At 72.3% G+C, this 25,329-nt stretch carries 28 protein-coding genes; 9 read left to right on the top strand and 19 right to left on the bottom strand.

Annotated elements, in window-relative coordinates:
- Positions 1 to 48: 48 nt before the first annotated feature.
- Both ICW24_RS18290 and ICW24_RS18285 read right to left on the bottom strand, forming a co-directional pair.
- Positions 49 to 681, bottom strand: a complete 633-nt coding sequence (locus tag ICW24_RS18290; RefSeq protein ID WP_226347166.1) for a CE1759 family FMN reductase — start codon at positions 679 to 681, stop codon at positions 49 to 51.
- A gap of 89 nt (positions 682 to 770) precedes the next feature.
- A complete protein-coding gene (locus tag ICW24_RS18285; protein ID WP_226347165.1) occupies positions 771 to 1,865 on the bottom strand; it encodes an LLM class flavin-dependent oxidoreductase in 1,095 nt (364 codons plus the stop codon).
- 116 nt (positions 1,866 to 1,981) lie between these two features.
- Here ICW24_RS18285 and ICW24_RS18280 point away from each other — a divergent pair, with 116 nt between their 5' ends.
- Both ICW24_RS18280 and ICW24_RS18275 read left to right on the top strand, forming a co-directional pair.
- On the top strand, positions 1,982 to 2,344 hold the full coding sequence (locus tag ICW24_RS18280) for a winged helix-turn-helix transcriptional regulator (protein ID WP_226347164.1): 363 nt from the start codon (positions 1,982 to 1,984) through the stop codon (positions 2,342 to 2,344).
- A gap of 101 nt (positions 2,345 to 2,445) precedes the next feature.
- Positions 2,446 to 3,264 carry a low temperature requirement protein A gene (locus ICW24_RS18275; protein ID WP_226347163.1) on the top strand — a complete coding sequence of 273 codons (819 nt, stop codon included), beginning with the start codon at positions 2,446 to 2,448 and terminating at the stop codon, positions 3,262 to 3,264.
- Between the two features lie 55 nt (positions 3,265 to 3,319).
- On the opposite strand, the gene ICW24_RS18270 is transcribed toward ICW24_RS18275, so the two are convergent.
- The 4 genes from ICW24_RS18270 to ICW24_RS18255 all read right to left on the bottom strand — a co-directional run bounded on the left by ICW24_RS18270 (position 3,320) and on the right by ICW24_RS18255 (position 7,033).
- Positions 3,320 to 3,928, bottom strand: coding sequence for a response regulator transcription factor (locus ICW24_RS18270; protein ID WP_226347162.1), 609 nt, complete (start codon positions 3,926 to 3,928; stop codon positions 3,320 to 3,322).
- Entirely contained in the window at positions 3,925 to 5,136 is a 1,212-nt protein-coding gene (locus ICW24_RS18265) for a sensor histidine kinase (RefSeq protein ID WP_226347161.1), read from the bottom strand. Before ICW24_RS18265 ends, ICW24_RS18270 begins: the two co-directional genes overlap by 4 nt.
- Before the next feature lie 74 nt (positions 5,137 to 5,210).
- Positions 5,211 to 6,041 (bottom strand): ABC transporter permease, encoded by an 831-nt coding sequence (locus tag ICW24_RS18260; protein WP_226347160.1) that lies wholly within the window; start codon positions 6,039 to 6,041, stop codon positions 5,211 to 5,213.
- Entirely contained in the window at positions 6,038 to 7,033 is a 996-nt protein-coding gene (locus ICW24_RS18255; protein ID WP_226347159.1) for an ABC transporter ATP-binding protein, read from the bottom strand. The genes ICW24_RS18260 and ICW24_RS18255 overlap by 4 nt, the downstream gene beginning before the upstream one ends.
- 193 nt (positions 7,034 to 7,226) lie before the next feature.
- Between ICW24_RS18255 and ICW24_RS18250 the strand changes: the two genes are divergently transcribed.
- On the top strand, positions 7,227 to 8,189 hold the full coding sequence (locus ICW24_RS18250) for an NADPH:quinone oxidoreductase family protein (protein ID WP_226347158.1): 963 nt from the start codon (positions 7,227 to 7,229) through the stop codon (positions 8,187 to 8,189).
- An 89-nt stretch (positions 8,190 to 8,278) separates the two neighbouring features.
- On the top strand, positions 8,279 to 8,755 hold the full coding sequence (locus ICW24_RS18245) for a glutaredoxin family protein (RefSeq protein WP_226347157.1): 477 nt from the start codon (positions 8,279 to 8,281) through the stop codon (positions 8,753 to 8,755).
- 72 nt (positions 8,756 to 8,827) lie between these two features.
- Here ICW24_RS18245 and ICW24_RS18240 read toward each other — a convergent pair whose 3' ends face one another.
- A complete protein-coding gene (locus ICW24_RS18240) occupies positions 8,828 to 9,007 on the bottom strand; it encodes a VOC family protein (protein WP_226347156.1) in 180 nt (59 codons plus the stop codon).
- 596 nt (positions 9,008 to 9,603) lie between these two features.
- On the opposite strand from ICW24_RS18240, the gene pstS reads away from it, so the two are divergent.
- Positions 9,604 to 10,740 carry a phosphate ABC transporter substrate-binding protein PstS gene (gene pstS / locus ICW24_RS18235; protein ID WP_226347155.1) on the top strand — a complete coding sequence of 379 codons (1,137 nt, stop codon included), beginning with the start codon at positions 9,604 to 9,606 and terminating at the stop codon, positions 10,738 to 10,740.
- A 64-nt stretch (positions 10,741 to 10,804) separates the two neighbouring features.
- Positions 10,805 to 12,466 (top strand): Na/Pi cotransporter family protein, encoded by a 1,662-nt coding sequence (locus ICW24_RS18230; protein ID WP_226347154.1) that lies wholly within the window; start codon positions 10,805 to 10,807, stop codon positions 12,464 to 12,466.
- Positions 12,467 to 12,505: 39 nt separating this feature from the next.
- Here the strand turns inward: ICW24_RS18230 and ICW24_RS18225 are convergent, their stop codons facing one another.
- Positions 12,506 to 13,165 (bottom strand): DUF4286 family protein, encoded by a 660-nt coding sequence (locus ICW24_RS18225; protein ID WP_226347153.1) that lies wholly within the window; start codon positions 13,163 to 13,165, stop codon positions 12,506 to 12,508.
- Positions 13,166 to 13,340: 175 nt separating this feature from the next.
- On the opposite strand from ICW24_RS18225, the gene ICW24_RS18220 reads away from it, so the two are divergent.
- Positions 13,341 to 14,486 (top strand): mandelate racemase/muconate lactonizing enzyme family protein, encoded by a 1,146-nt coding sequence (locus ICW24_RS18220; protein WP_226347152.1) that lies wholly within the window; start codon positions 13,341 to 13,343, stop codon positions 14,484 to 14,486.
- Between the two features lie 92 nt (positions 14,487 to 14,578).
- Here the strand turns inward: ICW24_RS18220 and ICW24_RS18215 are convergent, their stop codons facing one another.
- Positions 14,579 to 15,601 carry an NAD(P)H-dependent flavin oxidoreductase gene (locus tag ICW24_RS18215; protein ID WP_226347151.1) on the bottom strand — a complete coding sequence of 341 codons (1,023 nt, stop codon included), beginning with the start codon at positions 15,599 to 15,601 and terminating at the stop codon, positions 14,579 to 14,581.
- A gap of 192 nt (positions 15,602 to 15,793) precedes the next feature.
- Here ICW24_RS18215 and ICW24_RS18210 point away from each other — a divergent pair, with 192 nt between their 5' ends.
- Positions 15,794 to 16,672 carry a LysR family transcriptional regulator gene (locus ICW24_RS18210; protein ID WP_226347150.1) on the top strand — a complete coding sequence of 293 codons (879 nt, stop codon included), beginning with the start codon at positions 15,794 to 15,796 and terminating at the stop codon, positions 16,670 to 16,672.
- A gap of 261 nt (positions 16,673 to 16,933) precedes the next feature.
- Here ICW24_RS18210 and ICW24_RS18205 read toward each other — a convergent pair whose 3' ends face one another.
- Positions 16,934 to 17,596: a winged helix-turn-helix transcriptional regulator gene (locus tag ICW24_RS18205; protein WP_226347149.1), complete on the bottom strand. Its 663-nt coding sequence runs from the start codon at positions 17,594 to 17,596 to the stop codon at positions 16,934 to 16,936.
- A gap of 46 nt (positions 17,597 to 17,642) precedes the next feature.
- Between ICW24_RS18205 and ICW24_RS18200 the strand changes: the two genes are divergently transcribed.
- A complete protein-coding gene (locus tag ICW24_RS18200; RefSeq protein ID WP_226347148.1) occupies positions 17,643 to 18,065 on the top strand; it encodes a DUF1761 domain-containing protein in 423 nt (140 codons plus the stop codon).
- Positions 18,066 to 18,161: 96 nt separating this feature from the next.
- On the opposite strand, the gene ICW24_RS18195 is transcribed toward ICW24_RS18200, so the two are convergent.
- From ICW24_RS18195 to ICW24_RS18155, 9 genes are all read right to left on the bottom strand, one after another.
- Positions 18,162 to 18,560: a VOC family protein gene (locus ICW24_RS18195; RefSeq protein ID WP_226347147.1), complete on the bottom strand. Its 399-nt coding sequence runs from the start codon at positions 18,558 to 18,560 to the stop codon at positions 18,162 to 18,164.
- Between the two features lie 42 nt (positions 18,561 to 18,602).
- Entirely contained in the window at positions 18,603 to 19,577 is a 975-nt protein-coding gene (locus ICW24_RS18190) for an aldo/keto reductase (protein ID WP_226347146.1), read from the bottom strand.
- 363 nt (positions 19,578 to 19,940) lie between these two features.
- Entirely contained in the window at positions 19,941 to 20,381 is a 441-nt protein-coding gene (locus tag ICW24_RS18185; protein WP_226347145.1) for a HEPN domain-containing protein, read from the bottom strand.
- Positions 20,374 to 21,111, bottom strand: a complete 738-nt coding sequence (locus ICW24_RS18180) for a hypothetical protein (protein WP_226347144.1) — start codon at positions 21,109 to 21,111, stop codon at positions 20,374 to 20,376. Before ICW24_RS18180 ends, ICW24_RS18185 begins: the two co-directional genes overlap by 8 nt.
- A 305-nt stretch (positions 21,112 to 21,416) precedes the next feature.
- Positions 21,417 to 21,716 carry a HigA family addiction module antitoxin gene (locus ICW24_RS18175; RefSeq protein ID WP_226347143.1) on the bottom strand — a complete coding sequence of 100 codons (300 nt, stop codon included), beginning with the start codon at positions 21,714 to 21,716 and terminating at the stop codon, positions 21,417 to 21,419.
- A gap of 210 nt (positions 21,717 to 21,926) precedes the next feature.
- Entirely contained in the window at positions 21,927 to 22,415 is a 489-nt protein-coding gene (locus tag ICW24_RS18170) for an HXXEE domain-containing protein (protein WP_226347142.1), read from the bottom strand.
- Positions 22,416 to 22,661: 246 nt separating this feature from the next.
- A complete protein-coding gene (locus ICW24_RS18165) occupies positions 22,662 to 23,486 on the bottom strand; it encodes an SDR family NAD(P)-dependent oxidoreductase (protein ID WP_226347141.1) in 825 nt (274 codons plus the stop codon).
- Positions 23,483 to 24,439, bottom strand: a complete 957-nt coding sequence (locus tag ICW24_RS18160; RefSeq protein ID WP_226347140.1) for an SDR family NAD(P)-dependent oxidoreductase — start codon at positions 24,437 to 24,439, stop codon at positions 23,483 to 23,485. Before ICW24_RS18160 ends, ICW24_RS18165 begins: the two co-directional genes overlap by 4 nt.
- Positions 24,440 to 24,441: 2 nt before the next feature.
- The gene (locus tag ICW24_RS18155) at positions 24,442 to 24,999 is read right to left on the bottom strand and encodes a TetR/AcrR family transcriptional regulator (RefSeq protein ID WP_198479776.1); all 558 of its coding nucleotides are present in this window, start codon (positions 24,997 to 24,999) and stop codon (positions 24,442 to 24,444) included.
- Positions 25,000 to 25,329 lie beyond the last annotated feature (330 nt).

Genomic DNA, 25,329 nt, shown 5'->3' with positions numbered 1-25,329 from the left:
CCGGTCGGCGCCGCGGGGCGAGGCGCCGGGGAAGAGACGGGTCACGGTTCAGCGGCCGGCGGCGCCGGCCCGGGCGAGCAGCTGCTCGAACGGCGTGACCTGTGCGAACTCGTCGCGCCGCGCCGGGCGGGGGGCACCGCCGCCGGTCAGGGCGGCGAGCTCGCCGGCGGCGCGGGCGATCCGCTCGTCGAGGGCCGCGCTGCCGTCCCCGCCGAAGTCGGCGGTGGCGGCGTAGACGCCCGTCGGCACCCCGACCGCGCCGAGGTAGGCGAAGAGCGGGCGCAGCGCGTGCTCGACGACGAGCGAGTGCCGCTCGGAGCCGCCGGTGGCCGCGAGCAGCACCGGCGTCCCGCGCAGCACGCCCGGCTCGACGAGGTCGACGAAGGACTTGAACAGGCCGCTGTACGAGCCCTGGAACGTCGGGGAGACGACCACGAGCGCGTCCGCCTCGGCGACGTCGGCCAGGGCGGACCGGAGCGCGCCGGTCGGGAACCCGGTCAGCAGGGCGTCGGCGACGGGGTGCGCGTGGTCGCGCACCTCGACGACCCGGACCTCGACGTCGACGTCGGGCCCGCGGCGCCGGAGGGCGTCGCCGGACGCCTGCGCGAGGCGGTCGGCCAGCAGCCGCGTCGAGCTGGGTGTGCGAAGACCGGCGGTGACGACGGTCAGGACGTAGGTCATGAGGACTCCTCGGGGGTGGTCGAAGGGGTGGGCCCACCGCGGGAACCGTTCCTGTCAAGCGGTTCCCGCGGCGCGGGGCGGACGGGCGATCAGGCGGGGGCGGCCGCCTGCGCGCCGCGGGCGGCGACGAGCGAGGCGTGCGTCGGCGCCTCCGGCACGTGCGCCGGGCGCAACGCGTCGAACTCGCGGCGGAGCACCGGCACGACGTGCTCGCCCAGCAGGTCGATCTGCTCGAGGACGGTCTTCAGCGGGAGGCCCGCGTGGTCGAGCAGGAACAGTTGGCGCTGGTAGTCGCCGGCGTAGTCGCGGAAACCGAGCGTGCGCTCGATCACCTGGTCGGGGCTGCCGACCGTGAGCGGCGTCTCACGCATGAACGTCTCGAGACTCGGCCCGCCGCCGTAGACGGGCGCGTGGTCGAAGTAGGGGCGGAACTCCCGGATCGCGTCCTGGCTGTTCTTGTTCATGAACACCTGCCCGCCCAGGCCGACGATGGCCTGGTCGGCGGACCCGTGCCCGTAGTGCTCGAACCGGCTGCGGTACAGCTCCACCATCTCCCGCGTGTGCTCCGGGGGCCAGAAGATGTGGTTGTGGAAGAAGCCGTCCCCGTAGTACGCGGCCTGCTCCGCGATCTCGGGACTGCGGATCGACCCGTGCCACACGAACGGCGGCACCCCGTCGAGCGGCCGCGGGGTCGCCGTGAACGACTGCAGCGGCGTGCGGTGCCGGCCCTGCCACGTCACGACGTCCTCGCGCCACAGGCGGTGCAGCAGCGCGTAGTTCTCTACCGCGAGCTCGATGCCGTCGCGGATGTCCTTGCCGAACCACGGGTACACCGGGCCGGTGTTGCCGCGGCCGAGCATGAGGTCCATCCGGCCGTCCGTGAGGTGCTGCAGGGTGCCGTAGTCCTCGGCGATGCGCACGGGGTCCGTCGTCGTGATGAGGGTCGTCGACGTCGAGAGCATGATGTTCTTCGTCTGCGCCGCGACGTACGCCATCGTCGTGGTGGGCGCCGACGCGACGAACGGCGGGTTGTGATGCTGGCCGAAGGCGACGACGTCGAGACCCACCTCGTCGGCCCGCTGGGCGATCTCGACCTGCGCCTTGATCCGCTCGTGCTCGGTGGGCGTGTGGCCGGTCACCGGGTCGGTCGTGACGTCGCCGACGGTGAAGATGCCGAACTGCATGGGGGTCCTCCTCGGTTTAGATCCCTCGGGTACGCCACTATCAACAACCTAGGCGCTAGGATATTCCTAGTAGCTTCGCCAGCGAGTCAGACCGATCCGAGGAGGGAGCCGACACGATGGACGCCCAGGCCCGATTCCCGGACCCGCGACACCCCGGTGACACCTCGTGCACCGTCGTCGAGGACGTCATGGGCGTGCTCGGTCGCGCGTGGGCGGGGGCCGTCCTCGAGGCGATGCTCGCGGGGCACGACCGGTTCTCCGAGATCTCGCGGGCGGTCCCCGGCGCGACGGACAGCGTCCTGTCGGCGCGCCTCAAGGAGCTGTGCGCCCGCGGGCTCGCGCACCGGGTCGTCTCCCCCGGCCCGCCGACCAGCGTCACCTACCGCCTCACCGACGCCGGCCGCGACGTCGCGCCCGTCCTCGCGGCCGTGAAGGACTTCGGCCACGCCCACCCGGAGGTGGCCCGCCCCCCGCGGTGAGGGATCGACCCGGCGACGGCCGGAGCCTCGTCCCCACGGCATCGCCCGATGTGCGCGAAGGAGATTGGCCGCTCCCGCCCCCTCTGGTGGACCATGTCGCCATGACCGCCGCGGCGGCCCGGACGTCGGCTCTCGTCGTGGGGCTGGCCCAGCTCGGGTGGGTCGCGCTCATCCCGCTGCACCCGCCCGTCGCCGTGTGGCTGCCGGCCTACCTCGTCCTCTTCGCGCTCGAGGTCGGCGGCCCCTGGGCGGTCGACCGCACGCACGGCCGCCTCCCGTGGCACGCCCACCACATCGCGGAGCGATACGGGCTGCTCGTCATCATCGCGCTCGGCGAGGGGGTGGTCGGCACGGTCGTCTCCACCCAGTCGCTCATCCAGACCCAGGGCTGGAGCGTGGCCGCGGCCGTGCTCGCGGTCGGCGGCGTGACGCTGACCATGGGCATGTGGTGGATCTACTTCGCCGCCCCGTTCGGCTGGCTCCTCGAACGGCGCCCGGGCCGGGCGCTCAGCTTCACCTACGCCCACATCCCCCTGCTGGCCGCCGTCGCGGGCGTCGGCGCGGGTCTGCACGTCGCGGCCTACGACGCGGAGGGCGTCGGCCACCTCACGCCGGCGCTGGTCGTCGCGACGACCGCGGCGCCCGTCGCCGTCTTCTGGCTCTCGGCGCTCTGGCTCTACCACCACCTGGTGCCGGGACGGGACCGCGTGCACGTCGTCGGCTCGCTGGGCGTCGCGCTCGGGCTCGCCGGCGGCATCGTCCTCGCCGCGGCGGGGGTCCCCGTCGCGTACGCGCTCGCCGTCGTCGTGCTCGCGCCGTGGGTCAACGTCGTCGGCTACGAGACCGTCGGGCACCGCGCCGTGACCGACAACCTGCGCCGCGTGGCGGCGGGATCGCCCGGCTCCGACGCCCACGGCTGAGGGCGGATCCGTCACGGCGGCTCACGGCGGGGCACGGCGGGTCGTCGCGAACGGGTCAGAGCCACCCGTTCTCGGTGGCCACGTGGGCCGCGTCGGCGCGGTTGCGGGCGCCGGTCTTGCCGATCGCCGACGACAGGTGGTTGCGCACGGTGCCCTCCGACAGCGAGACCGACCTCGCGATGTCGGTCACCGTCCCGCCGCGCCGGGCCTCGCGCAGGACGTCCTCCTCCCGGGCGGTCAGGGGCGAGTCCCCCGCCACCATCGAGTCCATGGCGAGGGTGGGGTCGATGACCCGCAGCCCCTGGTGCACCCGCCGGACGGCGTCGGCGAGCTCCCGTGCCGGGGTGTCCTTGACGACGAAGCCGTCGGCGCCCGCGCGCAGGCCGCGCCGCACGTAGCCCGGCCGGCCGAACGTCGTGACGATGAGGATCCGCACGGCCTCCCGGGCCTCGCGCAGGGCGGCCGCCGCCGCGATGCCGTCGAGGCCGGGCATCTCGACGTCGAGGAGGACGACGTCGGGGCGGTGGGCGCGCACGGCGGGCAGGACCTCGTCGCCGCGGCCCACCTCCGCGACCACCTCGAGGTCGGTCTCCATCGACAGGAGCGCGGCCAGGGCGCCGCGGACGAGGGCCTGGTCGTCGGCGAGCAGCAGGCGGATGGTCACGAGTCCTCCTGGGCGCTGAGCACGAAGCCGTGCGGGCGGGCGGGTTCGGCCACGATACGCAGCCCCGCCTGGCGGGCCCGCTCCCGCAGCCCGGTGAGCCCGTTCCCGGGCGCCACCGCGCCGGTGAGCCGGCCGTCGTCGCGGACCTCGACCGACGACGGCGTCAGCGTGATCGTGCACGTCGCGGCCCCGGAGTGGCGGATGACGTTGGTGACGCCCTCCCGGACCACCCACGCGAACGGGTCGCGCAGACCGGTCGGCACGGCGTCGGCCGCGGACGGCACGTCGGCCGCGATGCCCGCCGCGGCCAGGGCGTGCGCCGCCCGGGTCAGCTCGACCGGCAGGGACAGGGTGCGGTAGTCGGACACCGTCGTGCGCACGTCGGCGAGCGCGTCCCGGGAGAGCCGCTCGAGGTCGGCGATCTCCGCCTTCGCGCGCTCCGGGTCGAGGTCGACGAGGCGGCCCGCGAGCTCGGCCTTGACCGTGATGACGGTGAGGCTGTGGCCGAGGATGTCGTGCAGGTCGCGGGCGAGGCGGGTGCGTTCGAGCTCGACCGCCAGCTCGGCCCGTTCCTCCCGGGCGGCGAGGACGACCTCGCGCTGGCGGCCGGCCGCGACCGATCCCCACACCATGAGCCCGATGAGCAGCACCCAGCCGGCGACCGAGCCCGCGACGAGCAGGTCCTGGCCCGCGGCGGCGACGAGAAGGGCCGTGACCAGGCCGGACCCCGCGACGATGGCGAGCCCCGGCCGGGTGGGGGTGAGTGCGGCGCCGCCGCAGGCGACGTACGTCATCCCGGCCGCGCCGAACGACCCGGTCACCACGACGAGCAGCACCGTCAGCACGACGAGACCGGTGATCCACGTCGCGATGGCCGGCTGGCGCCGGCCGTGACCGGCGCGCCAGCCGAAGCGCTCGGAGTAGTACCCGGCGCCGTACCAGAGGCAGAAGGCGACGACGACGGCCACGCCGACCGGGCGGTGCCAGCCGCCGCGCCCCCACGCCTCCACGAGCGGGAAGAGCAGGAAGACGAGGAAGAGGCAGGCGTACAGGGACATCCCGTCGGTGCGGGGACGCCCCTCCTGCGTTCCGTCCCCGCCCTCGCCCGCCTCGGGGTGCGCCCGGGTGACGCCGTCGGCGCCGCCCCGCTCCTCAGCGTGTCCGGCGCGTCGCCGCTCGGCGGCGACCGGGCCGATGTCCTGCACCATCTCTGCTCCCTCGGGTCGCATCCTGCGGTCGTGAGCCACGTCGCGTGTCGTCACCTCGGGCCGTCGCGGGCGTGTCACTCGCGGCCGGCGACGGTGCGGTACCGCCACATCGCCACGCCCGCGAACACCGCGAACCAGAGGACGACGTTGGCGAGGGCCACGAGGTCGAACGGGTCGCCGGCCACCGTGTCGTCCATCATCTCCCGCAGCCCCCACATCGGGGTGAACCGCGCGAGCGTCTGCATGACCGAGCCGAGGGTCGCGAGCGGGATGAACAGCCCGCCGAAGAAGGCGAACAGGCTCATCAACGGGCCGACGACGCCGAGGACCGCCTCCCCGGTGAACAGGTAGCCGGCGGCGAGGCCGAAGGCGGCGAAGAGCGCCGTCCCCCCGAACCACGCCAGCGCGACGCAGAGCGCGGCCCGCGCCGGGTCGAGCACCGCCCCGGTCGCGAACGCCACGCCGAACACCGCCGCGACGATGAGGAGGCCGAGGATGAGGGCGTTGAGCAGCTTGGTCGCGACGTAGGCGCTCGGGCGCAGCGGGGTGAGGCGGAGCTGCCGGTTCCAGCCGACACCACGCTCGTCGGCCACCGAGCCGGCGACGTTGGCGGCCGCCATCATCGCCCCGAAGAGCGCCATGTTGGCGGCGATACTGCCGGCGACGTTGCCGTGCGCGAGCCGGATGTCGCCGTAGTCCGGCGCGGCGCCGAAGAGCAGGTAGAGCGCGATCGGCATGAGGATCGAGAACCCGATCATCCACGGGTTGTGCAGCACGCGCACGAGCTCGATCCGCCAGTAGGTGGCGTTGAGCCGGCCGTCGGCGCGGGCGCGCTCCGGGGCGGGGACAGCGGGCTCGGCGGTGTGCGCGGACTGGGGGACCTGGGCGTGGGCGGCGGTGGTCATGACGGGTCCTCTTCGGTGGTGGTGGAGGTGCGGTCGGTGACCTCGAGGCCGGGAGCGGCGGTCAGGTCGACGAAGGCGTCCTCGAGGGCGGCGGAGGTGATCTCGACGTCGGTCGCGCACGTCGCGGTGAGCAGGTGCCGGGCGAGGGCGTCGGAATCGCTCGTCCGGATCGTCACGGCCTCGCCGTGACGGGTGAGGTCGGCGACGCCGGGCCACGCGCGGAGGGCGGCGTCCTCGCCGGGGTCGAGCGTGGCGCGCACGCTGCGCCCGAGGGCCCGCGCCTTGATCTGGCCGGCGGTGCCGTCGGCGACGATGCGACCGGCCGCCATGAGCACGATGCGGTCGGCCATGTCGTCGGCCTCGGCGAGGTAGTGGGTCGCGAAGACGATCGTGCGCCCGCGCGAGGCGTCGGCGCGGATGGCGTCCCAGAACCGGCGCCGCCCCGCGACGTCCATGCCGGTGGTGGGCTCGTCGAGGACGAGCAGCTCGGGGTCCGGCAGGAGGGCGAGGGCGAAGCGCAGCCGCTGCTGCTCGCCTCCGGAGCACCTGCCGACCCGGCGCCCCAGGAGGTCGGCGATGCCGGCCCGCCGCGCGACCGACTCGATGTCGTCGGTGCGGTCGAACAGGCTCGCCACGAGGCGCAGCGTCTCGCCGACGGTGAGGGTCCGCAGCAGCCCGCCGCTCTGCATGACGGAGGCGATCCGCCCGGTCACGACCGCGTCGGCCGGGGGGCCGCCGAGGACGGCGACGGTGCCGTCGGTGGGGGCGGTGAACCCGAGGATCATGTCGAGCGTCGTCGTCTTGCCGGCCCCGTTGGGGCCGAGCAGGGCGACGATCTCACCGCGCCCGATGGTGAGGTCGACGCCGGCCACGGCCTCGACGGGACCGCCGCTGCGGCGGGATCCGGGGAAGGTCTTGCGCAGGTCGGCCACCTGGATCGCGGGCGGGCTGTGCCGGGAGCGCGGGGCGGAGGTGAGTGAGGTCGTCGTCATGGGACCACGCTCGCGCGCCCGGGGCCCGGGCACCCCGGCCGAACCTCACGACCCGGGTGTGACATCCGTCAGGGGTGGCCGCCGCCCCCGCACCGGCGCCGTGTGGGGCACAGTGGGCCCACGGCCTGGGCCCGTCCCGCGCCTCGGCGTCCGCCCCCGCGCGCGCCCTCACGTCGCCCGGCAGGAGAGTCACATGCGCGCCGCTCTCGTCACCGCCCTCGACGGGCCCCGATCCATCGAGGTCACCGACGTCCCGGAGCCCGTGGCCGCCCCGGGCCAGGTGCTCGTCGACGTCGACGTCGCCGGGGTCGTGTTCCCCGACGTGCTCATGACCCGGGGGCTCTACCAGAGCAAGCCGGAGCTGCCGTACACGCCCGGCTGGGACGTGAGCGGAACCCTGCGCGAGGAGTGCCACGGCCTCCCGGCGGGGACGCGGGTGGCGGCCATGCCGATCGTCGGCGGCTTCGCCGAGACCGTCGCGGTCGACGTCTCGAGGGTGTACGCGCTGCCCGAGGGCGTCACCCCGGAGGTCGCGGCCGCCCTCCCCCTCAACTACCTCACCGCCCATTTCGCGCTCGTGCACCGGGCCCGCCTCCGCGACGGCGACACGGTGCTCGTCCACGGCGCCGCCGGGGGCGTCGGGTCCGCCGCCTGCGGGCTCGCCGCGGCGTACGGCGCCCGCGTCATCGCGGTCGTCTCCTCCCCCGATCGGGCCGAGGTGGCCCGCGCCGCCGGGGCCCACGAGACCGTGACCGCGGACGGCTTCCTCGAGCAGACCCGCGGGCTCACGGGCGGCCGCGGCGTCGACGTCGTCGTCGACCCCGTGGGCGGGGACCGGATGACCGACTCGCTGCGTTCCCTCGCGCCGGAGGGGCGCGTCGTCGTGCTGGGCTTCACCGCCGGCGAGATCCCGACGGTCCGGGTCAACCGGCTCCTGCTGACGAACACGACGGTCATAGGGGCGGCGCTGCTCGAGTTCTGGCGCACCGACCCCACCCTCGGGCAGCGGCAGTGGCACGACCTCGTCCCGCTCGTCGGCTTGGGCGCACTCACCCCCCCGATCGCCCGGGTCCTCCCCCTGGAGGAGGCCGCCGAGGCCGTGGCCACCCTCGACGAGCGCCGCGCCGTCGGCCGCGTGCTCGTGCGGGTGCGGTGACCCGTCGCGCCGCGAACCGGCACGGACCGGCACGGACCGGCACGGACCGGCACGGACCGGCACGAAACCGGCACAGGTACCGTAGCCCGATGGGGTCCGAACGCCGCAGGAACGCCTCGGTCACCGCCGTCTCGGGCGTCGTGGGGGCCGGCGTCGCCGGTGTCGTCCTCGGGCGGACGAACGTGTGGCTGGGGGTGGGAGCAGCGCTGGTCCTCCTCGGAGGGGTCGCGCTGATGCTGTACCTGATCTGCCGCACGGGTCCTCACACGCCGTGGGCGCAGGCGCGTCCCCTGGTGGCGCCCGGGCACGCGGTGGTGCTGTGGAAACCGACCTGCGGCTACTGCGAACGGCTCCTGCGGGCCGTGGGCCGCCACCCCCAGGTCACGTGGGTCAACGTGTGGACCGACCCGGACGCGAACCGGGCGGTCCGTGACCTCAACGACGGGGACGAGTTGACTCCGACGGCCATCGTCGGAGACGCCGTGCTTCGCAATCCGACGGCCGCCGGGCTCCGCGCCGCCCTCACGCAGGAGCGACCCCCGCCCCGTCCGGAACCTCGGCGCTGAAACCCACGGCGACCCGACCGACGCCGGGGCGAGCCCGGTCCGCGGCGCCGGGGCCGCGGGGCACCTCCCGCGTCAGCCCGCGGACGTCAGTCCGTGGGCGACGGCGTGGCGCGGCTCGTACAGGAGCATGTCGTCCGCGCCGGGCACGCGCAGGAGGGCGCCGCGCCCGAAGCCCATGTCCTGGGCCGGGCCCGCGAACTCGGCCCCGCGCGCCGCCAGCTCGGCGGTCGTCGCGTCGAGGTCGTCGCACATGACGGCGATCTGGTGGTGCCGCGGCGAGCTGTAGGCCCCCCGCCCTCGTGCTCGCCGGAGGTCGGGTGCACGCCGAGCTCACTGGGTCCCGTGCCGAAGATGAGCCACTGCGCGGTGTCCGCGGATCCCGTCCCGGCCCCGCCGACACCCTCGTCACCGTGCTCCCCTTCACTGACGTACGGCCAGCGCAGCACGTCGCGGAAGAACGCCCTCGTCGCCGGGGCGTCGTCGGAGTACACGAGGGTGTGGATCGCGGTGATCGCCATCCGATCACGGTAGCCGTCACTCCCGCCGGCCCGAGGCGGTCGGCGGCTCCGAAGGGTCAGCGACGACGTCGGCCCCGCCTCGCCCGGATCGAGACCTTCCTCGTGCGGCCCGACGTGGACGAACCGGGGAGGTGCGCCGACCCGCACCGCCGGCCCGCGGGCATCATCCCCGGCGAGCCTCCGTCGCACCGCACCCGCGAGGCGAATACGCCTGCCGCCGTTCACGACCGGGACCCATCACCGTCACGCCGCATCCACCGGACGTCACTAGCTTTCCCGTACCGACCCCGTGTCCGGACGGATCGCTCGGGCGGGCTCACAGGAGGCATCGTGCTGGGTTCCCCCGACAACGGCGTTCCGGTCCTGCGGACCGAGGAGGCGCGCAGGCGACGCGTCCTCATGCCGCTGTTCGTGCTCGTGGTCCTCGCCGTCGTTGTCCTCCTGTTGACCGCCGCCGGCCGACGCACCGAGGTCGTCGGCAGCGGCTCCACGCTCGCGCAGCCGCTCATCGAGCGCTCGGCCGTCGACTACCGCAACTCGCGGTCCGCCGACGACCCCCAGCGGCCGGGCGCCACCGGCGGCGACTGGATCATGGACGGCTCCGGTTCCGGGGTGGACTACGAGGCCGTCGGCTCGCTCGGCGGCATCATGCGGCTGTCGGACCCCGACGTCGACTTCGCCGTCGCGGACTACCCCCTCACGCGCGCGGCCCTCGCGGGACAGCGAGTCGTCCAGTTCCCGCTCGCGATCGGAGCCGTGGCCGTCGTCCACGGACTCGACCTCGGCGGGCGCCCTCTGCGCCTGGACGCGACCACCGTCGCCGACGTCTACCTCGGCCGCATCACCCGGTGGGACGACCCGGCACTGGCCGCGCTCAACCCCGGCACACCGTTGCCGCCCCGGCCCATCACGGCCGTGCACCGTACGGACGGATCCGGGTCGACCCTCGCGGTGACCCGCTACCTCGCGGAGGGGAGCCCCGCCTGGGCGAAGAGCCCGGGAGCGGGCACCGAGGTGGCGTGGCCGACCGGCCGGGGCGTCGAGCGCTCGGCCGGCGTGGTCGCCGCCGTCCGGGACGACCCCGGCGCGATCGGCTACGTCGAGCACGGCCAGGCGACGCGGGCCGGAGTGCAGGTCGCCCGACTGGAGAACGGCCGGGGCGAGTTCGTCGCGCCCGACGAAGGGTCGATCGGGGCGGCCGTGGCGGGGACCGATTTCTCCGGCAAGGACGACTACGCCGCCGGCCTGGCCGCCCCCACCACGACGGGCGCCTACCCGCTCGCAGCGGCCGTCTTCGCTCTCGTCGAGCCGGGCCGTCGCGAGACGAGGGCGGTGCTGCGCTACCTCGACTTCGTCATCGACTCCTCGGACGCGGCGGCTCGCGACCTCGGGTACGTCCCCCTGTCCGAGGACGCGGCCGAGGCCGTCCGCTCCTACCGGGCCTCGGCCCTCCACGGTAACGGCTGACCGCTCGGTCAGCCGCCACCCCTCCCCCTCCCCGCGTTCGACCGGCCCGAAAGGCATCCATCCCATGGACGTCGACATCTTCAAGGACATCCTCGTCCCCGTCATCGGGGGCCTGGGCATCTTCCTGCTCGGTCTCGAGTTCATGGACAACGGCATTCAGGCCCTCTCCGTGAACAAGATGCGGGAATGGCTGGCCAAGATGGCCGGCAGCCCCGTCAAGGGCATTCTCGCCGGCACCCTCATCACCGGGATCATCCAGTCGTCGACGGCCATGACCGTCATGACGGTCGGTCTCGTCAACGCCGGGGTGCTCACCCTTCGCTCGGCGATCGCCGTCGTCATGGGAGCCAACATCGGGACGACTCTGGGCAACGGCCTGATCGCCTTGCCACTGGGTCCGCTCGGGCTCCTGTTCGGGGGCATCTTCGCCGTCTTCTACTGCTTCGCGACGTCGGACAAGGTCCGCAATATCGCGCTCTTGTGCATGGGTTTCGCCCTCATCTTCTACGGCCTCAACCTCATGACCGGTGGCCTCAAGCCGCTGCGCAGCATGCCGGAGGTCATGTCGATCCTGTCGGGGCTCGACTCGTCCACCTTCATCGGCGTCGTGTCGTGCGCGCTGATCGCCGCCCTCGTCACCGCGATGATCCACTCGTCGTCGGCCACGATCGGCATCGTCATGGGCCTCGGCGCGTCCGGTGTCCTCGAGTGGCAGACCGCGATCGCGTTCGCCATCGGGGCCGACCTCGGCACGACGATCACCTCCTGGATCGCCTCGCTCAACCTCAGCAAGAACGCCAAGCGCACGGCCTACGCACACATCACGTTCAACCTCATCGGCGTGTGCGTCGTCCTGGCCCTCTTCTTCCCCGCGATCCAGGTGCTCACCTGGGTCATGGGGTTCTTCGGCGGCGACCCCGGGACACCCGTGGTCGTCGACGGAAAGGAGACGTACCCGCTCGTCCCGGTCGCGGTGTGTCTGTTCTCGATCTTCTTCAACGTGTTCAACGTCCTGATCCTCTTCCCGTTCGTCGACACCTTCGAGCGGGTGCTCTCCAAGGTCGGCCGCACCGACGACGAGGACGCGGAGGACTACTCACAGCCGAAGTTCCTCGACCGGCAGGTGCTCGACGACTTCTCGAGGGCCGTTCCCGCCATGCAGGCCGAGACGATGCGCGTGCTGCGCGCGGGCGCCGTCTTCCTCGACATGGCCCGCGACAAGCCTCACGCCCCCAAGGAACCTGAGGAGCACTTCCAGGCGGCGGACAGCCTCTCCCGGAAGATCCGCACCTATTCCGCGCACCTCTTCCACGAAGACCTGTCCCGTGAACAGATGGACCTCGTCGCCAGCATCATCGAGGAGGTCGACTTCACCGGTTCGCTCACCGAGACGCTGCACCAGATCGCGCGCCGGGTGAAGCGCGAGAACTTCAGCGCCCCCGGCCGGGAGCTCATCGAGGAGGCGCTGACCCGCGTCGATCACGCCATGGACCGCCTCCTGTTCCCCGAGACGGCGCAGCGCCGGCTCCCACCCGGCCACCTGAGCCGGTCCGAGTTCGAAGAGATCCGGTGGCGGGTCATCGACTCCGGGAACGTGCCGGTCACGGAGAAGGGTGCCATCCTGGCCCTGCTCGGGTCGATCGAGCGGGCCGAGGGACTCATCGATCGGATCGAGGTCGAGCGCGCGTCGGTCGACCGCGACATCAGCAGCCTCGCCACCGCGTGAGCCGTCCCCTCCCGGTCACGCCCCGCTCGGGCGGGGCACCTACGGCAGCCTGCTGAGCATGAGTCGGCGAGGAGCGACGAACTCGTGGTGGATCCGATCGCGCCACGGGGTCGTGATCGCGGCACGCCAGGCGGGGCCGCCCTGGACCTCCCGTTCCGTGAGGTCGTAGGCGGCGAGGTAGCGGGGCGCCCCGTCCGTCCGGTAGCGCGCGGCGCTCACCGTGCCCTCGACCGCGGCGAGCTGGGGCAGGTGTTCCTCGTCGAACCACCGGTTGAACTCGTCCTCGACCGCCGCCGGGATGTCGGTCTGGGAGGTGTAGTGCCAGCTCTGCCGCGCGCCGTCGTCGAGGTCGCCCACGGTCAGCAGGACCTGGAGCCGGCGGTGCCGGAAGCCGGGCAGCGCGTCACGGTCGATGTCGAGGCGCCTCGTGAGCAGCCCCGCCGCGCCGCCGATCTCCTTCCACGTCGGGGGCGGCGCGGTGGCGTAGATCCACGTCTCGTCCTCGTCGACCGCGGTCAGGACGTCCAGGCCCAGGTCGGGCGTGCGGTGCCGGGCCCGCCGCGCGTCCGCCTCGTCCCAGCGCAGCCCCGGGAGCTCGACGAGCCACGTGTCGTCGTCGAAGTGAGAGGGCAGCATCGGCGTCTCCTCGGGCACGATCTCGGGCCGTGCTGTGGGGCGGACCATCGGGGTCGGAGTCATCGGATCATCGATCTTCTCGGAAAAGGGTCGACGGCACGGGAGCCGTCGTCGCGGCGTGGGGGCGACACTGGGGGCGACGCCGAGGTCCGGGGCAGACCGGGCCGACACGGGCGTCGAACGCTTCCCGACCCCGCCCGGCCGAACAGCGTCGGCCAGACAGAAGGGTGCCGCGTCCATGACGGCCCACCTCGCCCGGATCGAGACCTTCCTCCTGCGCGCCGACGTGGACGAGCCGGTGAAGACGTCGTTCGGGTCCATCCCGTGGCGCTCCGTGCTGCTCCTGCGCGTCGAGGACTCGGACGGCGCGCAGGGGTGGGGTGAGGTCTGGTGCCACTTCCCGCCCTACTCCGCCGACAACAAGCGGCGGCTCATCGAGAGCGTCGTCGCGCCGACCGCCCTGGGCCTGCCGTGCGACCGCCCCGACGAGGTGTGGGCGACCCTGACCCGCCGCACCCACCGCTGGGTGCTGCAGACCGGGGAGACCGGGCCGATCGCGGCCTGCCTCGCCGGCCTCGACCTCGCGCTGTGGGACCTCGCCGCCCGGCGCCGCGGCCTGCCGCTGAGAGCCCTGCTGGATCCGGGCTGCACCACGGATGCGGTGCCGGCGTACGCGAGCGGGCTGAATCCCGACACGGCGGTGGCGACCGTCGACCGCGCCCGGGAGGCGGGATTCACCGCGTTCAAGGTGAAGGTCGCGTTCGGGCCGGCCCAGGACCTCGCGGCCGTGGACGCCGTCACGGCCGGGCTGCGCGACGGGGAACGGCTCATGGTCGACGCCAACCAGGGGTGGGACCTCCCCCAGGCGCGCGAGGCCGCGGCGGCGCTGTCGGACCGCGGTGTCGGCTGGATCGAGGAACCCCTCGCCGCCGACAGCCCGCCGCAGGACTGGGCCGAGCTGGCCGAGCTGTCGGACGCCCCGTTGGCGGGCGGCGAGAACCTCGCGGGATTCGACGCGTTCCGCGACCTCATCGCCCGCGGCAGCCACCAGGTGGTCCAACCGGACCTGCTCAAGTGGGGCGGCGTGACCGGGTGCGCCACGGTGGCGCGCGAGGCGGTGGCGCAGGGACTCTCGTACTGCCCGCACTGGCTCGGCAGCGCCGTCGGACTCGTCGCGTCCGCGCAGGTGCTCGCCGCCGTCGGCGGACCGGGGATGCTCGAGCACGACGTGATGGACAACCCCCTCCGCGAGGCGCTCATCACCGCGCTCCCCCGCGTGGACCGGGGCCGGTTCACGCTCCCGGACGGCCCCGGGATCGGGTTCACCCCGTGCGTCGAGCAGGCCGAGCGGTGGTTGCTGCACCGGGACTCCTTCCAGCTCTGAGGGTGCTGCCGGGGGGCCGCTGACGGTTCTCCCGGAGGGGTCGGCGAGGGTCGTGACCCGAGCACCGGGTCGGATCCGACGGCGGATCCGCCTCAGAGCCTTTCGGCGAGGTGGGCGATGACGTCGGCGGCGGGCCCGGTCGCGGCGCGGCGCCATCCGGTGCCGGCCCACAGGTGGAGGCGGTCGGTGTCGTCGGCCGCGCCGGCCGCCTGCCGCAGCGCCCGGGTCAGGTGGTGCACGGCCGGGTAGGCGTTCAGTCCCGTCTCGTGGTGGCGGTCGACGAACCCGTTGCGCAGCGCGCGGGCCGGCCGGCCGGTGAAGGCGCGGGTCAGGACGGTCTCGGAGAACGCCGGGTCTCCCAGGGCCCGCCGGTGGGCGGGCGAGGTGCCGGCCTCGTCGGTGCGCAGCAGGAGCGTCCCGACCGCGACGGCCTGTGCGCCCGCGTCGAGCAGCCGACGCACCGCGTCGGGGCCGTCGACCCCGCCCGTGGCGACGACGGGCAGGTCGACGGCCGCGCGGATCTCCCGGACGAGGGACGCCGTGTCGACGGGTTCGGGGGTGCGCGTGGGGTCGAACGTCGCGCTGTGCCCGCCGGCGTCCGGGCCCTGCACGACGAGCCCGTCCACCCCGGCGTCGCGGGCGAGCCGCGCCTCCTGCGCCGTGGTCACGACGGCGAGCACCGTGCTCCCGGCGCTGCGCAGGGCGGCGATGTCGGTCGGGTCGGGCAGCCCGAAGGTCAGCGACACCACCGGCACCGGGTGCTCGACGAGCAGCGCGAGCTTCTCGGCCCATCGATCGTCGTCGACGACGTGCGCGGGGTCGACCTCGAGCCCGTAGGCCTCGGCCTCCTCCCGCAACTCCTCGGCGTACGCCGCGAACGCGGCCTCGTCCACCGGGTCGTCGGACGGCACGAACAGGTTGACGCCGAAGGCGACGCCGAGGGCTCGGACCTCCTCGATCTCCGCGGCCAGCGCGTCGGGCGTCTTGTACCCGCCCGCGAGGAACGGGAACGCGCCCGCGGAGGCGACCGCGCGGGCCAGGGCGACCGTCGACGGGCCTCCCGCCATCGGTGCGGCCACGAGCGGCAGCCGGGAGTCCAGCAGCGGAGCAGTCATGTCGGGCACTTCCTTCTCGGGCGGGCGGGGCCGGGACGACGGGGCGTGCGCGCGCGAGGGGCCGGCGGCCCGCCGCCGAGTCTCACGGTAGGCAGCCTCGCGCGGGACGGGAAGTGCCGCTCACGCCCGATCTATGCCCGACGGGCATGGATGTGGAGTGCGACACCGGCGCCCGATCTATGCTCGGCGGTCATGGACGTGGAGTTGCGGCACCTGCGGGCGTTCGCCGCCGTCGCGGGCACCCGGTCGTTCACGGCGGCCGGTCGACAGCTGCTCGTCACCCAACCCGCCCTGACTCGTACGATCCAGCAGCTCGAGCGCATCCTCGAGGTCCGGCTCCTCGACCGCACGACCCGCTCGGTCGAGCTCACGGAGGCCGGGCGCGCGTTCCTGCCCCGGATCGAGGTCCTGTTGCGCGACCTCGACGTGGCGACGGCGGAGGCGCGCGGCGAGCGCGACCTGCGCATCGGGTTCGCCTGGGCCCTGCCGGATCCGTGGGCGGGTGGCGCCGTCGCGGCGTTCGAGGAGACCACCGGCGCCACCGCCCGGCTCCTGCGCCGCGACGACCTGGCGAGCGCCCTGCGCCGCGGCGAGATCGACGTCGCCGTCACCCGCCACCGCCTCGAGGGCAGCGACGTCACGACCGTGACGCTGTTCGACGAACCCCGGGTGGCAGCGGTCAGCCGCCGCTCGCCGCTCGCCGAGCGCGACCGGATCGCCTGGACCGAGCTCGCCGACTTCCCCGTCGTCGTCAACATCGCGAGCGGCAACACCCGACCCGACCTGTGGCCCGTCGACCATCGCCCTCGGCGCGTCGTCGAGTGCGACACCTACGACGAGTGGCTCACCCTCGTCGCCGCGGACCGGGGCGTGGGCACGACGCCCCGGTCCGCCACCGCGACGCACGCTCACGCCGGAGTCGTCTTCGTGTCCCTCACCGACGCTCCCCCGGTGCCGTTGCACCTGGCCTGGCTCCCCCACCGGGCCGGGGCCCTGACCCGCCGCTTCGTCGACGCCGCCCTCGCGCAGGACCCGCCGCACACCCCGACCGGACGCGGCCCCGCCGCCTGAGCGTGGAGCAGTCCCCGAGCGGGAGCGCGACGCCTCCGGATATCGGCGCTACACGTTCGCTGATCTGCTTCGCCTCGGACCGAAGGAAGACTGGCTCTCCGAGATCGCGACAGCGGATGGACTACCTCGCCGTCGAGGTCACAGAGGGCCACCTCGGCTCAGGCAGGACGATCACGGACGGACGACCCGACGTTCCTACCGGAAGCGCTTCACCGACGAGTGACCGTATCGGGACAGCCCGATGGGCTGGGCGGCAGGCGCTCAGATCGGCCGGTCGCGCGCGGCGGCGGGGAACACCGCGCGAAGGACGCGCCCGTCTCCCTCCAGTTTTGCCCTGGTGAGCGCCTCGTCGATCGTCAGCCCACCCGCCGCCAGCCCCACGACGACGTCCGGCGCAGCCGTGAGCACGCTCTGCGGCCGGCCGCCGGCCGGGACGGACACGCTGGGCCCGTCGGAGTCCACGCGCAGGACCATGAGCAGGCCGTCCGTCTCGATCCCCAGCTCGACCGCCGGCGTCGCGGTGACGCCGTGCAGCAACGCCGGGAGGGCGAGGGTCAACCAGCGCGGCCGGAACGCGTCGTCGCCGCGACCGGTCGCCAACAGCGGCGCACCCCACCGGCCGAGCGCCTCCATCGGCTCGCGCAGCTGGGCGCCCCAGGCCGTGAGTGCGTAGGCGACGCCGGAGTCCTGGAGGCGCCGCTCGACGATCCCGTTCGCCTCGAGCGTCCGCAGCCGCTCCGCCAGGAGGTTGGTCGCGACCCCGGCGAGGGAGGACTTGAGCTCCGTATAGCGCAGCGGCCCGGGCAGCAGCTCGCGCACGATGAGGAGATTCCAGCGCTCGCCGACCACGTCCAGCGCGCGGGCGAGGGCGCAGAACTGCCCGTAGGAGCGATATCCGGTCGATCGCTTGACGTTATCCACCATAGTTGATCTTATCAACTGGCAGGACGACCGAGCAGAGGTGATCCGCATGGAGTTGGGCATCAGCGCACCGGCCGTGGTGGCGGCCACGGCGACCGGGCTGGCGATCGCGTGGGTCTGGTACAGCGACTGGGGCGTCGTCGGGCGCGGCGTCTGGCGCGGGCTGACCGGGGTCACCCCGGAGGACTCGGCGAGGGCGGGCAGACGACCGCTCGCGGTGCTGCTCGTGGCGATCGCCGCCACGGCCGTGGCGCTCGCCGGCGCGTGTTCCCTCGCATCGAGCGTCCTCGGCCGTGACTCGCTCGGGCTCCACCTGGCCGTCGGGTGCGCCGCGTGGCTCGGGCTCTCCCTGACGACGCTCGTGCAGCACAACGCCTTCGAGCAGAAGCCGGTCCGACTCACGACGATCAACGGCGCCTACCAACTGGTGCTGTTCGCGGGGATGAGCCTCGCGATCGGGCTGGCGTCGTAGCCCGCGAGCGCCTGGCCGCCCACCCCGCTGATGCACCACGGACCGCAACCGGTCATGACGCGGTGCTGTGCGGTACGGCGCCTCCCACGACGACGTTTACCTGGTCAGAGGCGCCTTGAGCCCGATGCGGTGCCCGTCGGGGTCGAGGACGATCGCGAACCGCTGCCCCCAGGCCATGTCGGTGGGCGGCTTGACCGTCGTCGCGCCGAGGGTGGCCAGCTCGGCCAGCACGTGCTCCAGGTCCTCCACGGAGTCGAGCTCGAGGTCGATCTGCGGTCCGCCGGCCCGGGGCCGAGGCGCGGTCTCGTCCCACCAGGACGCGAACGACGTCGAGTGGAGCACGACCGTGACGCCGGGGTTCGCCGACACCCACGCCTCGGCCGGACCCTCCCCATGGCGATTCCGGGACCGAAACTCCAACCCCAGGCGCTCGTAGAAGGAGCGGCTCGCCTCGAGGTCGGCCACGATGACGTTGATCTGGGCCACGGTCACCATGGGCCCAGTCTCCCCCGCGCACGCGATGATGTCGTCGATTCCTCAGGCCGGGCCGGCCGGCGCGGTGAGCGCGGACACGGCGCCCAGTTGCTCCGGGGTGAGCTCGACGTCGGCGGCCGACGCGTTGGCGCGCACCTCCGCCACGTTCTCGGCGCCGACGATGACCGAGGCCACCGCGGGGCGGGAGAGCAGCCACGCCAGCGAGACCTGCTGCAGGCCGAGGCCCCAGTCGCGGGCGAGGCGGTCCAACTCACGGGCCACCTCGATCTCGCGTTCGGTGAACCCCGGCCCGCCGTAGCGCTGGTCACCGGCGATGTTCCGATCCAGGACCGACAGGTCGGCCAGCAGGCCGCCGTGCAGCGGGGCGTAGGGGACGATCGACACGCCGAACCGGGTGCAGGCGGGTGCGAGCTCCTGCTCCGCGCTGCGGTCCACGAGGCTGTACTTGACCTGCGTCGCGACGGGGCCGGACACCAGGCGGCGGTCGTCGGCGATCCACAGTGCCTGCGTCACCTGCCACGCCGGATGGTTGGACAGCGCCGCGTAGCGGATCTTGCCCTGGCGGATGAGGTCGTCATAGACCGAGAGCGTCTGCTCCAGCGGCGTGTCCGGATCCGGGAAGTGGCCGTAGTAGACGTCGACGTGGTCGGTGCGCAGGCGACGCAGGCTCTGCTCCACCTGCCGGATCACGTGCCGGCGCGACAGTCCGGCGTCCGGGTCGAAGCGCCGCTCCCCCGACTTCGTCGCCAACACCACCTCGTCGCGGCGACCGGACAGCGCCCGCCCGACGATCTCCTCGGCCGACTCACGCTCCGACGCCGGCGGCGCGCCGGGCCGGTCGAAGCTCGGCGTCGAACCGTAGACGTCGGCGGTGTCGAAGAAGGTGATTCCGAGATCGAGCGCGGCCCCGACGACGCCGTCGGCGTCCCGCGCGCTCGGGGCCACCCCGAAGGTGGCGGTGCCCAGGCAGATCCGCGACACGCGCATCCCGGTCGGGCCGAGGACGGAGTACTTCATCGACGGCTCCCTTCGCCGGTGCTGACCGTAGGCACGCTAGCCGGTCGGCGACACGCCTCCCGCCGACTGCGGCCCCGACATCCCCATACCGGCCGCGATCTGGATGCTCACGTCCGTCGCGGGTGGCATCGGTCGAGCAGTGTCGGCCCGGCTGCCGCGTCGCAGCGCAGCAGGTGATCGGGGACGTCGTCCTCCCGCAGGCACGCCTCGTCGACCCCGCAACCGATCCAGACCGACGAGGCGCCACACTCGGCCCCCATGACGGGGCCGCCCCGATCGAGGAGCGCCGCGCCGTCCGTCAACGGCCTGTCGTCGCGCTCCGGGCGAGAACGCCTGGAACAACAAGACATCGCAGGCGATCCCTCAGGCAGGTCCCAGGACATGGCTCGCACAGGCAGAGACGATCTCGGAAGCCGCCTCGATCGCCTCGGTGACGTCCCGGGCCGTCGCGGTCGGGCGCTCAGCGTCCGGATACTCGGTCGCGTTGCGGACTTGGCGCATCCAATCGAACTCTGCGAGCGACTCGTCGGCGACGAACGACGCCGCCGCCACCCCCGTGTTGCGATGCGCTCCACCGACCGGGCGAACGCGCAGCCCTTCGATCGCAAGGACGGCCGTGAGCGCCTTTCTCTCACCGTCGTACGCGGCGGTGAAGGCCATGGCGTGATCCTCGGTGTTCGCGAGCACCTTCGCCGTGCCGAGATGCTGCTCGGCCATCCGGATCATGCCGACCGCGTGGTCTCGGTTCACCGCGACGCGCTCGAGCCTGCGGTTCGCCACCATGTGCTCGATCACCTCAGGCATCGAGCACGCCCGACCTCACATCGACAGTGGGGCGCGATCGGAGCGTGGACACGAAAGGAGACGCGTCCACGGCGTCCCACTCCTGCGTCGACAGCCTCGTGATGTTCACCGGCATGTCGATCCGGTCCCCGGCCTCGGACGCGATCTTGGTCAGCGTCCGCCGGGGGGTATCGCCCACGACCAGGACGTCGATGTCGTTCGGGGACAGCCCGGCCTCGCCGGCCCGACGGGCGGCCCACGACCCATAGATCAGAAGCCGATCGACGCCGTCGACGTCCTCGAAGAGCTCACGAAGCACCGGCACCGGGCCGTAGGTCGCAGCGATCAGATCCCGCATGAGGGCGAACAGCGGGTGCTCCTCGTTGGCGCGGACGAGGCGGTTGCGTCCCTCCTGCCGGTCACGAAGAACCCCGTTGTCGACGAGCCGGCCCACCTCGCGATGCACCACCGGACCGCTCGCGCCGGTCCGTCGGCCGAGCTCGGCCAGCGACGCCTCGCGGTCGGGGTGCCCGAGCGTCTCCGCGAGGATCGCCCCGACCGCGTCGGAGCGCACGAACGGCGTCAGCTGCGGAGCACGGGTCTTCACAGGAACGGACAATATCTTCCATTTATAGGTAGCTTCAAGCCCTGCGCCCCTGAGCGCCGGGATGGGCAGGCCGGTTGCGCCCGATTTATGCTCTGGCGCCGGTTGTCGCGAGACCGGCGGCGCCGTCGGCTCCCGTTCCGACACGAAAGACCGGTGGGTGAAAACATTCCGGAACGTGGTGATACGTCGCCAGCCGCTCGCACGACAACACCACGGACGAGATCGGGTGGGGGGGATCAGGGAGCTCTACCCGACGACGGGCGGGGGGTTCGGTTTCACCGAAGCCCGCGATCGGCGCGTCCGGCCAGACACGGGAAGACGTGCGGCGCGACGTACCCCACATGCTCCAGGACATTCAGCTCCCGATCTTTGATCTGACGATCGAGCCGGCACGCCTCGTCGATCCGGAGGATGCTCCGGGTCGACGACGCGTCACGTAGGGACTCGATTCATTCATTCTGCAGCGGCTGGATAATGTCGAGGGAGTCCCCGAGCGCGTCCATCTCGACCTCCAGGTCATGGCGCGCCTGCAGGTTGATCCAGAACTGCGGGTCCATCCCGAAGTAGCGACCCAGGCGCAGGGCGGTGTCGGCCGTGACCCGGCGCTTACCGTGCACGAGCTCGTTGATCCGGCGCGGCGGCACCCCGACGGCCACGGCCAGCTTGTGCTGCGCGATGCCGAAGCCGCCCAGGAAGTCCTCCTGGAGGATCTCGCCGGGATGAACAGGCGGATAGAGCTTCTCGGTCATGTGCACCTCAGTGGTCGTCCTCGGTGATGACGCCATCGGGCCAGCGCAACCAGACACGTCGGTCTCGTCGGTAACCGAACGATCTGATCGCCCGTCGAGCGCGACACGCGCATGACGCCTCGCGTCAATCACGTCACACGTTGAAGCGGAACTCCACCACGTCGCCGCACATACCAACCTCACACGACATGCCGTTTCTTGCTTTTCCGGTCAGTTCTTGGCCGCGGACACCCGACGGATCAGTCGTGCGACCACCTGGCATACCAGGGCGGCGGGCAGGAGCAATGCGACGCCGTTGACCGTGTCACGAAACCGCAGCTCGCACCCGTCCCGCTGGAGTTCTCGACGTGCCATGAGTGCCCCGGGAAGCATGATCGGCAAAGCCGTCACAACTCCGGCGGTGTAACCACGCTGCGCGACTGAAGCGCCGAGGTGAGTCACGACGTGGGCTTCCAGCCCGGCAACGACTGCCCGATAGATCGCCGACTTACCGGTAGAGCGCACGCCGCGGCCACACGCCACCGCCACCAGAATTCCCATCAGACCCACGGCGATCCACGATTGCTGCGGCGTGATTCTGAGTTGTTCTATACCAGTGCGATCCACGAGACGATCGCAGGATGCAGGAAACGCGAACGCCTCTTCGAGGTCGTGGATTACCCACGCCGCAAAAAGTGCAGTCGGCCCCTTCCAACTCACAATTCAGCCTTTCCCTCACGCATCCCACCCCGATGAATCTGCTGGCAGACGCACACGCCCACCAGCATCATTTCACAGCCGACAGAGTGTTTGAGGCCATGCGATCGAGAGGTTGAACCGGAACTCGATTAAACGTTGAAGCGGAACTCCACCGCGTTCCGGTACGTACAGCCATCTGGTTCCGATCAGGGATCAAGGTCACTGAGACCGCTCACATGCAGCCGAGGGGTTGTGGGCGCATGCTCTTCACCAGTCGATGCTGAGCATGGCCGCGCTTCGCCGCCAGTGCTCAACCGCGATACCGGCGGCGTAGGCCTGCCTGTTCGTGCGGCCGATCCGGCCCGGTGCACCGTAGTACTCCCCCGATGTCCATGCCCGGCCCGGTTGACCCTCGATGAAGTGCCGCAGGCGTGCTCCTCCCTGCTCTGGGGAGATCAGGAACGCCCTGAGCGCGCCGTGGTAGACGCGTTGGAAGTAGCTGTCTGTGTCCGAGGCGAAGTTCGTCGCGACATTGCCAGGATGGAATGCGACTGAGGAGAGGCCCCGGCCGTGGAAGCGCTCGTGCAGCTCCTTGGTGAACAGGATGTTTGCGAGCTTGGCGTCGCCATAGGCCTTGTTCGGTGAGAACCCCGCCCAGTTGTTCAGGTCCTCGAGGTCGATGTGGCCGAACAGTCTCGCGCCGATGCTGGAAGTGTTGACCACGGCCGAGCGGCTGCCGATCAACTTGTCGATCAGCAGGTGCGTGAGGAGGTAAGGGGCGAGGTGATTGACCTGGAAGGTCTTCTCGAAGCCGTCCTGGGTGACTGTCGGTCCGGAGAACATGCCGCCCGCGTTGTTTGCCAGCACGTCGATCCGCTCGCAGACCTCATTCAGCTCGCCGGCGAGGCGGCGTACGTCGTCGAGCCTGGCGAAGTCGGCGACATAGTGCTCGGCACCGGTGGCGGCGGCGACCGAGCTGGTCTTCTCCGGCGAACGCCCTACGATGATCAGCCGTGCGCCGGTCTCCGCGAGCTGTCGGCTGGCTGCCGCGCCGATGCCGTCACTGGCTCCGGTGATGACGATCGTTCTCATCGGTTCTCCCTTCCTGGATTCGGGTCAGCGGCGGAGGGGAGGAACCGGGCTGTGAGCGCTTCGACCGCCTCCCAGGCTTCACGCTCGCGCTGCCGGTCATAGGACGCCGGCGATGATGCAGCCACTCGGTCGCGGTCGATGTACGCGCCGGTCGGGGCCGAGACGGTGCCGAGTACCGCGTCGGCCAGGAACCGCCCTGCCAGGCTGGGGGAGGTCGCCAGCGGAGTGAGCGTCAGCAGGGGCATGACCCGTCGCATGGCGAACCGGGAGATGGCATCGGCATCGCGTGCGAGGTCGGTGCCGGGCACGAAGCCCGGGTTGAACGAGGTGATCGTCAAGCCGGTCGGGAGTCGGCGCGCGTATTCGTGGACGAGGTAGATGGCGGCGAGCTTGCTGGTCGAGTAGGCGGCCCGCCCCGCTGTGCTGCCGCTCGGGTCGGGGAACGCTGCGGCCCGGGCCAGGGTCTCGACCGGGTGCCACTGCGGGCCCGGCACCATGCCGAGGTTGTGCCTCAGGTCGCCGAAGTGCGTGTCGCTGACCGTCACGACGACCCGCGCGCTGGGAGGCAGGTGCCCCTGGAGCCTCCGCAGCAGGACGTGGTTGGCCAGGACGTTGACCGCGAAGGTCGCCTCGAAGCCGTCCTCGGTCTCGGTCAGTGCGTTCGTCAGCTGCACCCCGGCATTGCAGACCAGCGCTCCGATCGGTGGCAGGCGGCCGGGATGCACCAGCTCCACCACCTCGTCAGCCGCCTCGCTCACGCTGCGCAGAGAGGACAGGTCGGCGCGGATGACAGTCACCGACCCGCCGGCTGCTCGCAACTCGTCGACCAGTGCCTGCGGGACGGTACGGCTCAGCAGCACCAGATGCGCCTGCGGGCGACCGGCGAGCAGGCGGCGCGCCGCCGTGCGGCCGATCCCGCGGCTCGCTCCGGTCATCACCACGGTCTGCTCCATCGTCATCGCCTCCGGGCCCTTCCGCCGGGACCCGGTTGGGCGGTGTCACCGGCGATGGCCTGGATCAGGAGTGTCACGTCGCTGCCCGGCAGAAGGTCGTCGTGTCCTGCGCCTTCCGCGAAAGCGACGCGGGCCAAGACCGTCCCCACGACCAGGTGCGCCGCGGATGCGGCATCGGCTCCCACGGCCTCGCCCCGTGCGGCAGCACGGTCGAAGATCGCCTCCAGGTGCTCCCGCGTCGGTTCGAGGATGCTGGTGCGCACGATCGCGGCGAGTTCTCGGTCATGCGCCGACTCGCCGACGAGCGCGACGAGTGTCGCGCCGATCCTGCCGGAGAGCACAGCACGCTTATGGGCCAGCAGCGCGCGCAGGTCTCCCTCCACTGTGCCGGTGTCGACGTCGTCCGCCTCGGCCTCGCCGATCTGACCAGCCGCGGCCAGCAGGAGCTCCCGCTTGGAGGGCCATCGGCGGTACAGCGTCGCTGTGGACACCCCGGCCCGCTTCGCGACCGCAGCGGTGGTCAGCCGGGCGTAGCCCTCGTCCGCGAGCAGAGACAGCACCGCCTCCATGATCGCCGGCGTCAGTTCAGCATTGACAGGGCGACCTGACGATCCTCCGAGTCCACCTGAGCCCTCTGTCATGACGATGCCCCGTCCTTTCGATACGAAATGGTTTCCTTTCATAAGGTACCCGCACTCGCCCTCCTACACAACCGAGCCCCGTGGATACTCGGTCCGCGATCCGCACGAAGGACGACCACAGACGTTAGCCCCGGTCTTTCATGACGGTGCCGACGACGGCATCGCTGCGTGGGGTGAGTCGATGACGGTGCGCGGGTACGACGTTGGGCCGGCTGGCGCTGCCGGGCTGCGGTTCTCCGGGTCGTGATG

This window comes from Agilicoccus flavus, from assembly GCF_014857905.1.
Taxonomy (GTDB): Bacteria; Actinomycetota; Actinomycetes; order Actinomycetales; family Dermatophilaceae; genus Agilicoccus; species Agilicoccus flavus.
The sequence above is the reverse complement of the archived record's forward strand: the minus strand, read 5'-3'. Positions and strand labels throughout refer to the sequence as shown.